Below are 12,263 nucleotides of genomic sequence, written 5' to 3'. Positions count from 1 at the left end.
GATGATACGCTATGCTTTGCTGGTGAGAGGCATCAATGTTGGTGGTAAGAATAAGGTCGTCATGGCTGAGCTTCGGCAAGAATTGACAGAGTTGGGAATTGAAAAGGTTGAGACCTACATCAACAGTGGTAACATTTTCTTTACTTCGACAGAACCAAAAGCTCGATTGGTTGAAAAATTAGAGACTTTCTTTGGGACTCGTTATCCATTTATTCAGAGTTTTTCCCTACTGAGTCAAGAAGACTATGAAGCAGAAGTGGAAAATCTCCCAGCTTGGTGGAACGAAGACTTGGCACGAAAAGATGTCCTCTTTTACACTGAGGGCTTGAATGTGAACCAGGTCATTGAGAAAGTAGATAGTTTGAAACTGGAAGATGAAGTTCTTCATTTTGGGAAACTTGGTATTTTCTGGGGGAAATTTTCTGGAGAATCCTACTCTAAGACTGCCTATCACAAGTACTTGCTCAAGATGCCTTTCTATCACTGCATTACCATTCGCAATGCAAAAACCTTTGACAAAATCGGTCAAATGCTTAAAAATAATAAAGGAAATACACAATGACATTTTTAAACAAAATCAATGAAACAGCTGCTTTCCTGAAAGAAAAGGGAATCCAAACGCCTGAGTTCGGTCTAATCCTTGGGTCAGGTCTTGGAGAATTGGCAGAAGAAATCGAAAATCCTGTTGTAGTAGACTATGCTGAGATTCCAAACTGGGGCCGCTCTACAGTAGTAGGTCACGCTGGTAAATTAGTATATGGTGAACTTGCAGGTCGCAAGGTTTTGGCTCTTCAAGGGCGTTTCCATTTCTACGAAGGAAATCCTCTGGAAGTCGTGACTTTCCCAGTACGTGTCATGAAAGTTCTTGGATGTGAAGGTGTTATTGTAACCAATGCTGCTGGTGGTATTGGATATGGCCCTGGTACTTTGATGGCTATCTCAGACCATATCAATATGACGGGGCAAAACCCATTGATGGGTGAAAACTTGGATGATTTTGGTCCTCGTTTCCCAGATATGTCTAAGGCCTACACTCCAGAATATCGTGCTACTGCCCATGAAGTTGCTAAAAAACTTAGTATCAAGCTTGATGAAGGTGTCTATATCGGTGTTACTGGTCCAACTTATGAAACACCAGCAGAAATTCGTGCCTATAAGACACTGGGAGCTGATGCAGTCGGTATGTCTACGGTTCCTGAAGTTATTGTAGCAGCCCACTCAGGTTTGAAAGTTCTAGGAATTTCATGTATTACTAACTTTGCGGCTGGTTTCCAAGAAGAACTCAACCACGAAGAAGTTGTGGAAGTAACCGAACGTGTTAAAGGTGACTTTAAAGGCTTGCTGAAAGCGATTCTTGCAGAATTGTAAGAAAAAAGATTTAAAAGGGGGAATGCCTCTACCTTTTCATGATTGACTGGCTATTCGGAACAAAGAAGAAACATAGGTAGACTATGGGTTTCTTCCCACTCTTGTACCTGAAAGAGTCTGATAGCCAGCATTGTGAAAGACAAGATTCTAGGATACTAGCATTAGCTTCCTACCAAGCAGACTAGGATGATAAGGAAAGATAAGAATGAATTTATACTCAATGAAAATCAAAGAGCAAACTAGGAAGTTAGCCGCAGGTTGCTCAAAACACAGTTTTGAGGTTGTAGATAAGACTGACGAAGTCAGTGACCATATCTACGGTAAGGCGACGCTGACGTGGTTTGAAGAGATTTTCGAAGAGTATTACTTTCTGAATTTCTTAGCCTTGTCCTATATAGAGGACAAGGAGATTTCGCTTGAGTCTGCTTACAAATAAACGAAAAGAAAGATAAGAAATAATGAAAATTGGTCAACGAATTATGCGCTTTGGCATAAAAAAATTAAGTATCGGAGTTGTATCTGTTGCAGTCGGCTTCGCATTTCTAGCTCCAGCTGGAATTTCAGCCAATGAACTAAAGCAAGATGTAACATCTGAAGTTGCAACAAGAGTGCTAGATTCTAAGGAGGAATTGAGAGAGCCAGAAAATGATGCTCCAAAACTAGAAACTCCTCTTAGAGAGGAGCCAAGACTAGCTCCTCAAACGCTTCCAGAAGCAAGTGAAGTTCTTGAAAACAAAAGGGAAGAGTCAAAAGTAGAGATGACAGAGCCAGCTCAAGACTCGCCTATTCATGCTCCTGTAGAAGAAAGTAAAGAAGAAGTTGTGACAGAAAAACCAACAAATACTCGTTCTTTAACAGCAGAAGATTTGGTGAAGATTTCTAAAGGGGAATTGCATTTAGAAAATGATTTGATTGATGAATCTCTCTACGGTGAAAAAGTTCTTGATTTGGAAGGGGATGATGACCAAGATGGCATCAAAAACAAAGATGAACTTTATGTTTACAACAAAGATGGTAAGGATTATCTAGGATATAACAGTCATCCCTTGCTAGCAGACAGTGATGGGGATGGTTTGGCAGATGGGGAAGACGACAATAAGAAAGAATGGTATGTCACAGATCGTGATTCTCTTCTCTTTATGGAGTTAGCCTATCGAGACGATGATTATATTGAGAAAATTTTAGATCATAAGAATCCTTTCCCTAGTCTCTATCTTGACCGTCAAGAATACAAACTCATGCACAATGAATTGGCTCCTTTCTGGAAGATGAAAAAAGCCTACCATACAGATAGTGGCTTGGATGCTTTCTTATTTGAGACCAAGAGCGACCTTCCTTATCTCAAAGATGGAACGGTGCACATGTTGGCTATTCGTGGAACGCGAGTTAATGACGCCAAGGACTTAAGTGCAGATTTGGTTTTATTAGGTGGAAATAAACCAGCTCAAGCGGATGATATCCGCAAGGTTGTTGGGGAATTAGCCAAGGATACAAGTATTACCAAGTTGTATATGACAGGCCATTCTCTTGGAGGCTACCTAGCTCAGATTGCAGCGGTTGAAGCTTACCAAAAATATCCTGATTTTTATAACCATGTATTACGGAAAGTGACGACTTTCAGTGCTCCTAAAGTGATTACTTCCAGAACTGTTTGGAATGCTAAGAATGGTTTCTGGGATGTTGGTTTGGAAAGCCGTAAATTAGCTGTTAGCGGAAAAATTAAGCATTATGTGGTTGATAATGATAATGTTGTGACTCCCTTGATTCATAATGATCGTGATATTGTTACATTTACAGGTAATTCACGCTTTAAACACCGTTCTCGTGGCTATTTTGAAAGTCGAATGAATGATATTCCTAACTTTAATATTGGTAAACGAGCTACCTTAGACAAACATGGTTATCGTGATCCGAAATTGGATAAAGTGCGATTCTTTAAGAAACAGGCTCTGCCTCAATCTTCTAGTCAACCAAGCGCTGAACCAATGGAAAATATTGCCTTAGGAAAACAGGTTACTCAAAGTTCGACAGCTTTCGGAGGAGATGCTAGAAGAGCTGTGGATGGCAAAGTCGATGGTAACTATGGTCACAATTCTGTCACTCATACAAACTTCCAATCTAAACCTTGGTGGCAAGTAGATTTGGCTAAAGAAGAAACCATTCGCCAAATCAATATTTACAACCGAACAGACACTGCCCAGGATAGATTGGCAAACTTTGATGTCATTCTTTTAGACAGTTCTGGTAAAGAAATTGAGAGAAAACGCATAACATCTCTTAAAGATGTGTCAGCACAAATTGCGATTAACCATAAAAAAGCGCGCTATGTTCGGATTGAGCTAGAAGGCTATAATGCCCTCAGTCTTGCAGAAGTCCAAGTATATCGTGCTGAGAATATCGCTTGGAAAAAACAAGCTAAGCAAAGTTCTACTGATTTTGGTGGAGATGCTAGTCGTGCCTTGGATGGCAATACCAATAGTAGTTATAGTCAACAATCTATCACTCATACTAAGTTTGAAAATCAACCTTGGTGGGAAGTTGATTTAGGTCGTACAGAACAGGTAGGACTTGTTCGCCTTCATAACCGTGGGGATGGAGAGCTTTCTAAACGTCTGTCAGACTTTGATGTGATTTTATATGATGAAAAAGGAACAGAAGTTGCTAGACAGTATGTTTCTAAACTTGACGGAACGAGCTTGGATGTTCAATTAAATGGGAAATTGGGACGCCGTGTTCGTGTGCAACTACGTAAGAACAATCAAGCCCTCAGTCTTGCAGAAGTAGAAGTTTTCCGCTTTATCGCTACGAATGGTGAGACGGCGACACAAATTTCTAAGCCAGTTCAACCAATCAGTCAGACTCCTGCCAAAGATAAAACATTGACAATTCAACATAGCGGAGCTTACATTGCTCGCTACTCTATAACTTGGGAAGAAGTTACAGTAGATAAAGATGGAAACCAAGTTGTTCGTAGTCGTTCTTGGGAAGGAAACGGTCGTAACCAGACTGCAGGATTTGTCCTCAACCTCCCAATCAAAGGAAACATGAGAAATCTGCGAATTAAGATTGAGAAAAAGACAGGTCTACTATGGAATAGATGGCAAACAATCTATGAAAACAGACCAATTTTAACTCAACCCCACCGTAAAATTACCCATTGGGGAACAACATTAAATTCTAAGATTTCTGATAACGATGTCTTGTAAGTTGATGGTACAATGATAGTTAGATAATTTAGTTTATAAGATAACTACCTGAGCTCGAATAGGACTCAGGTAGATCTCTGTGAGAGAATAAAATTAAAAAGAAAGGTAGAGCGCGTGTTTTGATTTGAACACGAGCGGAAAACTCGGAAAATAGATAATCTGACTGAGAAATTAGGATTTCTCGTCAGATTCCTAATTTTCAGTCGTTTTCTTGTCGCTCTTTGTATCATAAATTATGTCTATCCATATTGCTGCTCAGCAGGGTGAAATTGCTGATAAAATTCTTCTTCCTGGGGATCCTCTTCGTGCTAAGTTTATTGCGGAGAATTTCCTTGAAGATGCTGTTTGTTTTAACGAAGTGCGTAACATGTTTGGTTACACTGGTACTTACAAGGGTCACCGTGTATCTGTTATGGGAACTGGGATGGGAATGCCATCCATTTCGATTTATGCGCGTGAGTTGATTGTTGACTACGGTGTGAAGAAATTGATTCGTGTGGGAACTGCAGGCTCTTTGAATGAAGATGTCCACGTTCGTGAATTGGTTTTGGCGCAGGCAGCTGCAACAAATTCTAACATCATCCGCAATGACTGGCCACAGTACGATTTTCCACAAATCGCTAGCTTTGACTTGCTAGATAAGGCTTATCATATCGCTAAAGAACTTGGCATGACTACTCATGTGGGAAATGTCTTGTCATCTGATGTCTTTTATTCAAACTACTTTGAAAAGAACATCGAGCTTGGTAAATGGGGAGTTAAAGCTGTGGAAATGGAAGCAGCAGCGCTTTACTATCTTGCTGCCCAACATCATGTTGATGCGCTAGCTATCATGACAATCTCAGATAGCTTGGTCAATCCAGATGAAGATACTACTGCAGAAGAACGCCAAAATACCTTCACCGATATGATGAAGGTTGGTTTGGAAACCTTGATTGCAGACTAAAGGTAGGCTATATTCAGAATGGTTTCTCTTGTTCTCAAAATGATAACTATCAACAATGAATCAATCCTGAAATAGGTAAGAATAAGGAAATTGAAGGAAGCTTAATTGTGTCAAAGGACCGAGACTAGTCAGTTTAATATCTAAATCATAATCAAATAAAGTTGGAAGCCAAGTTGACAAGAAGTCAAGACTTTAAACTTTTTAACTTGAAAATTCCTAGGAGTACAAAATGGATAAGATTGAACAATTACAAGGTATTATTGATCAAAGTCAGAGAATTGTCTTTTTCGGTGGTGCAGGGGTTTCTACAGAGTCTAATATTCCAGATTTTCGTAGTTCAGATGGTATATATAGTCTGAAACTAGGTCGCCATTTTACTGCCGAGCAACTGGTTTCACGCACTATGTTTGAGCGCTATCCAGAGGATTTTTTTGATTTCTACAAAAAGTATCTGGTCTATCCTGATGCCAAGCCGAATTTAGCACATGATTATCTAGCGTCGTTGGAAAAAACAGGTAAATTAAAGGCGATTGTGACGCAAAATATCGATAGTCTCCATGAAATGGCAGGATCTCAGAAAGTTTTGAAACTGCATGGTAGTGCAGATCGTAATTATTGTTTGGGCTGTCATCGCTTTTATGATTTGACTGCCTTTTTGGAATTTGAAGATCCAGTTCCCTACTGTTTAGATTGTGGCAAGGTGGTCAAACCTGACGTGACCCTTTATGAGGAAGCGCTAGATATGGATGTATTTAGTCGCGCAGCTCGAGCCATTCAGCAAGCAGATTTGTTGATCATTGGTGGAACTTCCTTAGTTGTTTACCCTGCAGCTAGTCTAGTCAATTATTTTTCAGGGTCAAATCTTGTTGTTATCAACAAGTCCAGCACTCCTCAAGACAGCCAAGCTGATTTAGTTATCGAAGGTAAGATTGGAGAAGTTTTTTCTAAATTGAGACAATAAAAAACTGAAAGAAGTAGGATTATACTTCCTTCAGTTTTTTTGTATCACGAACTCAGAAACTATGAACAAGATTCTCTTCATTTCTAGGGGAATTTTATTGTTGATTTATAAATTGCTCGAGTTATTTTTAATTGTTGAATAAAAGGAAAAAAGGAAGACTTTCTGGATGAAAAACTTCCTTTTTTAGTCAATCAGTACATGCTGATTTTAATGAAATGCTACTATATTGTTTACTTTTTTAAAGATCGCAAAAAACAATCAATCTCTGCTTGAGAATGGAGAATATGCATCTTTTCTGGGTAAGTATTGTTTAAGTATTGGTATCTATCCTTAGCATTTTTTGTTCGCCCATCCCAAAGAATCCATCTGATAAACTCCCAATTAAATTGTTCTTGACAACCATCTGCCATACTTTCTCTTACTTTTCCCCGGTATTTGAGATAACGTTTAAAAGCCCGAAAGAGACAAGTCCATGGTGAAAAATTGAGAAAGATGATTTGATCAGCTTCCTGCATTCTTTCTTCGTAATAGCACCAAGAATAATTTCCATCGATGACCCAAGATTCATTCTTTGTGAGAAAGTTTTTCATCTCGGTCAACATCCATTCGCGGTCACTGTCTTGCCAACCAGGTTGAAATTGGAGTGTGTCCATGTGCAGTTTTGGAATGGAGTAGTAGTGAGATAACTTTTCTGCTAGAGTTGACTTACCAGCACCAGAATATCCGATAATTGCGATTTTCATTTTCTACCTTTTCCTATTTAGAGACAAAAAAACAGCCTCTATGGACTGTTTCTTATTTAACAAGTTTAGCTGAAAGACGAGCTTTGTCGCGGCTTGCTTTGTTTTTGTGAATCAAACCTTTAGTTTCTGCTTTATCGATAGCTGAGCTAGCAGCACGGAAAAGTTCTTCAGATGGGTTTGCTTCGAAAGCTTTGATAGCAGTACGCATAGCTGATTTTTGAGCTGAGTTCTTTTCGTTTTGTTTAACGTTCAATTCAGCGCGTTTGATAGCTGATTTAATGTTTGCCAATGTTCTTACCTCCATATTTACTAACTATACCATTATATCTGAAAACTTACGTTTTGACAAGGGAAAATTACTTTTTTAAGTAAATTTCATCGATTTCATGGTTCTTGCTTTTATGAAGAATCACTTCCGCACGATTTCTAGTTGGTTCAATATAATTTTGTAGATTTGTGAGATTGATACTGGTCCAGACCTGATGGGCAAAGGACTCCACTTCCCCAATCGGCATTTGTGTAAAACGATAATAGTAGCTATTAGGGTCATTTTGGGCTAGGCTCAGCATTTTCAAGAAACGGTCCAGATACCAACTCTCAATATCATCCACTCCAGCATCTACATAGATGGAAAAGTCAAAGAAGTCAGTGATATAGAGACGCTCGTTTTGTGGATTTTGAAAGACGTTAATCCCCTCGACAATCACAAAGTCAGCAGCTTTTACTCGTTGTTTTGCTTCAGGAACGATGTCGTAGACTTCATGAGAATAGACAGGAATATCTACATCTTGTCCATTTTTGATGCGGTCCAAGAAGTTGAGAAGAGCTTCCATATCATAGCTTTCAGGAAATCCTTTACGATTTAAAATCCCCTGCTTAATCAAGGTTTGATTGGGATAGAGAAAACCATCAGTTGTAACCAACTCAACACTAGCATCAGTTACAGTTCTAGAAAGCAGGGTTTGCAATAGTCGGCTGGTTGTTGATTTTCCAACGGCAACACTCCCAGAAACTCCAATGATAAAAGGTTGAGATTTACTTTCACGTTGGAGGAAAATTCCTTTGGAAAAGGCTAAATCTTCCTTAGTTCGCTTGTAAATCTGAATCAGATGAGCCAAGGGGAGATAGATATCTGTAACGTCTTGAAGACTGATTTGGTCATTAAAACTCTTGATAGATTCCAATTCTTCTTCTGTCAAAGGAGGTGTGGTCTTTCGATGTAACGATTGCCAAGTCTGGCGGCTGATTTTTTCAAAATGTAAAAATTCGTTGGTCATTTGTTTTCCCCTAGATATTTTGTCTATCATACCATAAAAAGTTAAAAAAATAAAGCGGTTTCTTGAATGTGGTAAGTCAATAGTATACAATATAAGTAGATAGAGGATGAACAATTTATTGATGAAGTAGGAGCTACTTTCTCCTGACTTATCAGCTATAAAGGGGGCTTTTGGGTTTATAACTTATAGGAGGTGTACTATGAAAATCTTGAAACGTTACTTATTGGAACTTTGTTTTATTTTAAGTTTTGCACTACCTTTTATAAAAGGAGCCAATGCGGATAATGGTAGACGTTTTGTGGAAATCTATTACGGTTTTACTTTTTTGATGGAACATGCCATTATAACAGTTGTCTTTCTTTGTTCGCTCTTAATTGCTTTCTTACTAAAAAAACGGTGGACGAAATGGCTTGCTGCTGGAAGTTATCTATTCTTGATTTTGTGGATTGCGACAGAGGGTTATTTCTTCCGCATGTCACTAGAAGATTTGGTACGCCTTTGGACAAGTTTGGAAATTCTGACACAAACTTATCAGTTGGGCTTTTATCTAAACATTTTGTTGGGAATCCTGTTGATGATTAAGCATTTGAAGGTTAAGCAATAGGAATCAAAATGCGCCTTATGATAGACCATAAACTTTGTGTTATGTGATTTATCATGGTAATGATACTTGTAGTCCTAGATGAAATACAAGTTGCTTATAAAGGTTGAAAGAGATTGAAGGGGAGCTATTGTAACGCAACTTCCTTCAATCTTTTTGTTTTATTCTGGATATGTAAACGATTTACAATTCAATCCAAAATATGATAGAATAGGGTTATGAATAAAATGTACTATGCAGAAAATCCTGACGCTGCTCACGACATACATGAGTTGCGAGTAGAATTGTTGGGAGAAAAAATGACCTTTCTGACGGATGCAGGTGTGTTTAGTAAGAAAATGATTGATTTTGGAAGTCAGCTTTTGCTCAAGTGTCTTGAGGTCAATCAGGGAGAAACTGTTCTTGATGTAGGCTGTGGTTATGGGCCTTTGGGCTTGTCCGTGGTCAAGGCTTACGGAGTTCAGGCGACCATGGTCGACATCAACAATCGTGCCTTGGATTTGGCACGACAAAATGCTGAACGAAATAAAGTAGAAGCGACGATTTTCCAGTCCAATATCTATGAACAAGTTGAAGGGAAATTTGACCATGTCATTTCCAACCCCCCTATCCGTGCAGGTAAGCAAGTGGTTCATGAAATCATTGAGAAAAGTAAAGATTTCTTGGAAATTGGTGGAGATTTGACTATCGTTATCCAGAAAAAACAAGGGGCTCCAAGTGCCAAGTCTAAGATGGAAGATGTGTTTGGCAATTGTGAAGTCATCAAAAAAGATAAGGGATACTATATCCTTAGAAGTGTGAAAGAATGAGAGCAGTTGATTTAATCCAAAAAAAACGAGACGGTCAAGAATTGACTTCAAGTGAAATTGAATGGTTAGTTGAAGGCTATGTGTCAGGAACTGTTCCTGATTATCAGATGTCTGCCTTTTCTATGGCTGTTTATTTCAAAGGAATGACGACACGAGAAATCTCAGATTTGACTATGAATATGGTTAAGACTGGGCAAGAGTTTGATCTATCAGCTATTGATGGGGTTAAGGTTGACAAGCATTCTACCGGTGGTGTTGGTGATAAGGTAACCTTGATTTTGGCTCCTCTTGTTGCTAGCTTTGGTGTGCCTGTGGCTAAAATGAGTGGTCGTGGTCTTGGTCATACTGGGGGAACCATTGATAAATTGGAGTCCATTAAAGGCTATCAAGTGGAGCGCAGTCAAGAAGATTTCATTCGTCAGGTGCAGGACATTGGAGTGTCCGTCATTGGGCAATCAGACCAGCTGGTTAAGGCTGACAAGCTTCTCTACGCCCTCCGTGATGTGACCGCAACTGTCGACACGATTCCTTTGATTGCGAGTTCGGTGATGAGCAAGAAAATTGCGGCAGGGGCGGATGCTATTTTGCTAGATGTGACTGTCGGTGAGGGAGCCTTCATGAAGACGGTTGATGAGGCGCGCGAATTGGCTCAAACCATGGTGGAACTTGGTAAGGCTGTTGGTCGGAAGACAGTCGCAGTGATTACGGATATGAGCCAGCCCTTGGGACGAGCGATTGGAAATCGTCTGGAGATCCTTGAAGCACTTGAGATTTTACAAGGACAAGGTCGTCAGGATATTACCCACTTTATCTGTGAATTGGCTCAAATTATGCTTGGTCTGGCAAATGTAAATAAGACAGTTGAAGAAGTTCGCCAACATCTTGAAAATGGACAAGCGCTGGCTAAGTTTGAGGAGATGATCCAAGCCCAAGGTGGGGACTTAGAAGATCTCTATCGTCCTGTCAATGTGGCCCATGTGGTGGAAATCCCTGCTCAGGAAACGGGTGTTATTTCAGCTCTTCCAGCTATGGACTTTGGTCTTTATGCTATGAGACTGGGTGCTGGTCGTGCAGTCAAGACTGATGACTTGGACTATGAAACTGGAATTGTTTTTGAAAAGAAAGTTGGAGATTCCGTTCAAAAGGGAGAAATTGTGGCAAAAGTATACACAAATGGAAAAATTTCTCCTCAGCTAGTTACAGATTTTCAAAAATATGTTAAAATAAATGATAGGGTGCAAAGTTTACGAGAAATTATAGAAATCATCTCATAAACGACAGGAGAATCCGGATATGAAATTAAATAAATATATCGATCATACGCTTTTGAAGCAAGATGCGACAGAAGAACAAATTGATTGTTTGTTGTCTGAGGCTAGAGAGTATGATTTTGCCAGTGTTTGTGTTAATCCGACCTGGGTTGAACATGCTAAAAAAAGGCTTGAAGGTACAGATGTCAAGGTCTGCACGGTAGTAGGTTTCCCCTTGGGAGCAACAACTTCAGCCGTGAAAGCATTTGAAACCAAAGAAGCTATCCAAAATGGCGCAGATGAGATTGATATGGTGATCAATGTTGGAGCCCTCAAATCAGGGAATCTTGATTTGGTTGAATCAGACATCCGTGCTGTTGTAGAAGCAAGTGGTGACAAGTTAGTGAAAGTCATTATTGAAGCTTGTCTTCTGACCGACCAAGAAAAAGTTGAAGCTTGTCAATTAGCCCAAAAAGCGGGAGCTGACTTTGTTAAAACATCTACTGGCTTTTCAACTGGTGGCGCTACGATAGCGGATGTCAAATTGATGCGTGAAACTGTTGGACCTGATATGGGTGTCAAGGCCGCCGGTGGAGCTCGTTCTTATGCAGATGCTCTTGCCTTTGTGGAAGCAGGGGCGACACGTATCGGAACGTCAGCTGGTGTAGCTATTTTAAAAGGAGAATTGGCAGATGGCGACTACTAAGTTGATTGAACTGGCAATTGAAACCAGCAAGAATGCCTATGTCCCTTATTCTCACTTTCCTATTGGAGCAGTGTTAGTAGCCAAAGACGGAAGTGTTTACACGGGAGTGAATATCGAAAATGCTAGCTATCCTTTGACCAATTGCGGTGAGAGAACAGCCATTTTTAAGGCTGTATCTGAAGGCCAAAGAGAGTTTTCAGAATTGATTGTCTATGGACAGACTGAAAAACCAATTTCGCCATGTGGTGCTTGTCGCCAAGTGATGGCTGAATTTTTTGAACAAGATCTAAAAGTGACCTTAGTCGCAAAAGATAAATCGACGGTCGAGATGACGGTCGGGGAGTTACTTCCATACTCTTTTACAGACTTAAACTAGTCTGAGTCGCTCTTTGAGTG

Annotated in this window: 14 protein-coding genes; 11 read left to right on the top strand and 3 right to left on the bottom strand. The window is 39.7% G+C overall.

Going from position 1 to position 12,263, the window contains the following annotated elements:
• The first annotated feature begins 1 nt into the window (after position 1).
• From SP4011_RS07705 to SP4011_RS07680, 6 genes are all read left to right on the top strand, one after another.
• Positions 2–562 carry a DUF1697 domain-containing protein gene (locus SP4011_RS07705; RefSeq protein ID WP_338618643.1) on the top strand — a complete coding sequence of 187 codons (561 nt, stop codon included), beginning with the start codon at positions 2–4 and terminating at the stop codon, positions 560–562.
• Entirely contained in the window at positions 559–1,368 is an 810-nt protein-coding gene (locus tag SP4011_RS07700) for a purine-nucleoside phosphorylase (RefSeq protein WP_338618642.1), read from the top strand. Before SP4011_RS07705 ends, SP4011_RS07700 begins: the two co-directional genes overlap by 4 nt.
• Positions 1,369–1,573: 205 nt before the next feature.
• The gene (locus SP4011_RS07695) at positions 1,574–1,804 is read left to right on the top strand and encodes a hypothetical protein (protein ID WP_338618640.1); all 231 of its coding nucleotides are present in this window, start codon (positions 1,574–1,576) and stop codon (positions 1,802–1,804) included.
• 22 nt (positions 1,805–1,826) lie between these two features.
• On the top strand, positions 1,827–4,574 hold the full coding sequence (locus SP4011_RS07690; protein ID WP_338618639.1) for a thiol-activated cytolysin C-terminal domain-containing protein: 2,748 nt from the start codon (positions 1,827–1,829) through the stop codon (positions 4,572–4,574).
• A 235-nt stretch (positions 4,575–4,809) separates the two neighbouring features.
• Entirely contained in the window at positions 4,810–5,520 is a 711-nt protein-coding gene (gene deoD / locus SP4011_RS07685) for a purine-nucleoside phosphorylase (RefSeq protein WP_012972499.1), read from the top strand.
• A 229-nt stretch (positions 5,521–5,749) separates the two neighbouring features.
• A complete protein-coding gene (locus SP4011_RS07680) occupies positions 5,750–6,481 on the top strand; it encodes an NAD-dependent protein deacylase (protein WP_338618634.1) in 732 nt (243 codons plus the stop codon).
• A 230-nt stretch (positions 6,482–6,711) separates the two neighbouring features.
• Here SP4011_RS07680 and SP4011_RS07675 read toward each other — a convergent pair whose 3' ends face one another.
• The 3 genes from SP4011_RS07675 to coaA all read right to left on the bottom strand — a co-directional run bounded on the left by SP4011_RS07675 (position 6,712) and on the right by coaA (position 8,501).
• A complete protein-coding gene (locus tag SP4011_RS07675) occupies positions 6,712–7,224 on the bottom strand; it encodes a DNA topology modulation protein (protein ID WP_338618632.1) in 513 nt (170 codons plus the stop codon).
• Positions 7,225–7,276: 52 nt separating this feature from the next.
• Positions 7,277–7,513: a 30S ribosomal protein S20 gene (gene rpsT, locus SP4011_RS07670; RefSeq protein WP_001274002.1), complete on the bottom strand. Its 237-nt coding sequence runs from the start codon at positions 7,511–7,513 to the stop codon at positions 7,277–7,279.
• A gap of 67 nt (positions 7,514–7,580) precedes the next feature.
• Positions 7,581–8,501 carry a type I pantothenate kinase gene (gene coaA, locus SP4011_RS07665; protein ID WP_050220439.1) on the bottom strand — a complete coding sequence of 307 codons (921 nt, stop codon included), beginning with the start codon at positions 8,499–8,501 and terminating at the stop codon, positions 7,581–7,583.
• Positions 8,502–8,700: 199 nt separating this feature from the next.
• Between coaA and SP4011_RS07660 the strand changes: the two genes are divergently transcribed.
• From SP4011_RS07660 to SP4011_RS07640, 5 genes are all read left to right on the top strand, one after another.
• Positions 8,701–9,105, top strand: coding sequence for a hypothetical protein (locus tag SP4011_RS07660; RefSeq protein ID WP_050220440.1), 405 nt, complete (start codon positions 8,701–8,703; stop codon positions 9,103–9,105).
• A gap of 215 nt (positions 9,106–9,320) precedes the next feature.
• Positions 9,321–9,911, top strand: coding sequence for a class I SAM-dependent methyltransferase (locus SP4011_RS07655; protein ID WP_078801418.1), 591 nt, complete (start codon positions 9,321–9,323; stop codon positions 9,909–9,911).
• A complete protein-coding gene (locus SP4011_RS07650; protein WP_338618625.1) occupies positions 9,908–11,185 on the top strand; it encodes a pyrimidine-nucleoside phosphorylase in 1,278 nt (425 codons plus the stop codon). Before SP4011_RS07655 ends, SP4011_RS07650 begins: the two co-directional genes overlap by 4 nt.
• A 19-nt stretch (positions 11,186–11,204) precedes the next feature.
• Positions 11,205–11,867 (top strand): deoxyribose-phosphate aldolase, encoded by a 663-nt coding sequence (deoC, locus tag SP4011_RS07645; protein WP_338618624.1) that lies wholly within the window; start codon positions 11,205–11,207, stop codon positions 11,865–11,867.
• On the top strand, positions 11,854–12,243 hold the full coding sequence (locus tag SP4011_RS07640; RefSeq protein WP_338618623.1) for a cytidine deaminase: 390 nt from the start codon (positions 11,854–11,856) through the stop codon (positions 12,241–12,243). The genes deoC and SP4011_RS07640 overlap by 14 nt, the downstream gene beginning before the upstream one ends.
• Positions 12,244–12,263: the final 20 nt, after the last annotated feature.

Source organism: Streptococcus parapneumoniae (assembly GCF_037076355.1).
GTDB lineage: Bacteria > Bacillota > Bacilli > Lactobacillales > Streptococcaceae > Streptococcus > Streptococcus parapneumoniae.
This window is presented reverse-complemented; position numbering and strand designations above follow the sequence as displayed.

What these genes read in the sequence shown, in the direction of transcription:
- deoC (WP_338618624.1), top strand. Translation starts at nt 11,205, where the DNA reads ATGAAATTAAATAAATATATCGATCATACGCTTTTGAAGCAAGATGCG.
- deoD (WP_012972499.1), top strand. Translation starts at nt 4,810, where the DNA reads ATGTCTATCCATATTGCTGCTCAGCAGGGTGAAATTGCTGATAAAATT.
- SP4011_RS07660 (WP_050220440.1), top strand. Translation starts at nt 8,701, where the DNA reads ATGAAAATCTTGAAACGTTACTTATTGGAACTTTGTTTTATTTTAAGT.
- SP4011_RS07650 (WP_338618625.1), top strand. Translation starts at nt 9,908, where the DNA reads ATGAGAGCAGTTGATTTAATCCAAAAAAAACGAGACGGTCAAGAATTG.
- coaA (WP_050220439.1), bottom strand. Translation starts at nt 8,501, where the DNA reads ATGACCAACGAATTTTTACATTTTGAAAAAATCAGCCGCCAGACTTGG.
- SP4011_RS07655 (WP_078801418.1), top strand. Translation starts at nt 9,321, where the DNA reads ATGAATAAAATGTACTATGCAGAAAATCCTGACGCTGCTCACGACATA.
- SP4011_RS07690 (WP_338618639.1), top strand. Translation starts at nt 1,827, where the DNA reads ATGAAAATTGGTCAACGAATTATGCGCTTTGGCATAAAAAAATTAAGT.
- SP4011_RS07705 (WP_338618643.1), top strand. Translation starts at nt 2, where the DNA reads ATGATACGCTATGCTTTGCTGGTGAGAGGCATCAATGTTGGTGGTAAG.
- SP4011_RS07680 (WP_338618634.1), top strand. Translation starts at nt 5,750, where the DNA reads ATGGATAAGATTGAACAATTACAAGGTATTATTGATCAAAGTCAGAGA.
- SP4011_RS07640 (WP_338618623.1), top strand. Translation starts at nt 11,854, where the DNA reads ATGGCGACTACTAAGTTGATTGAACTGGCAATTGAAACCAGCAAGAAT.
- SP4011_RS07695 (WP_338618640.1), top strand. Translation starts at nt 1,574, where the DNA reads ATGAATTTATACTCAATGAAAATCAAAGAGCAAACTAGGAAGTTAGCC.
- SP4011_RS07675 (WP_338618632.1), bottom strand. Translation starts at nt 7,224, where the DNA reads ATGAAAATCGCAATTATCGGATATTCTGGTGCTGGTAAGTCAACTCTA.
- SP4011_RS07700 (WP_338618642.1), top strand. Translation starts at nt 559, where the DNA reads ATGACATTTTTAAACAAAATCAATGAAACAGCTGCTTTCCTGAAAGAA.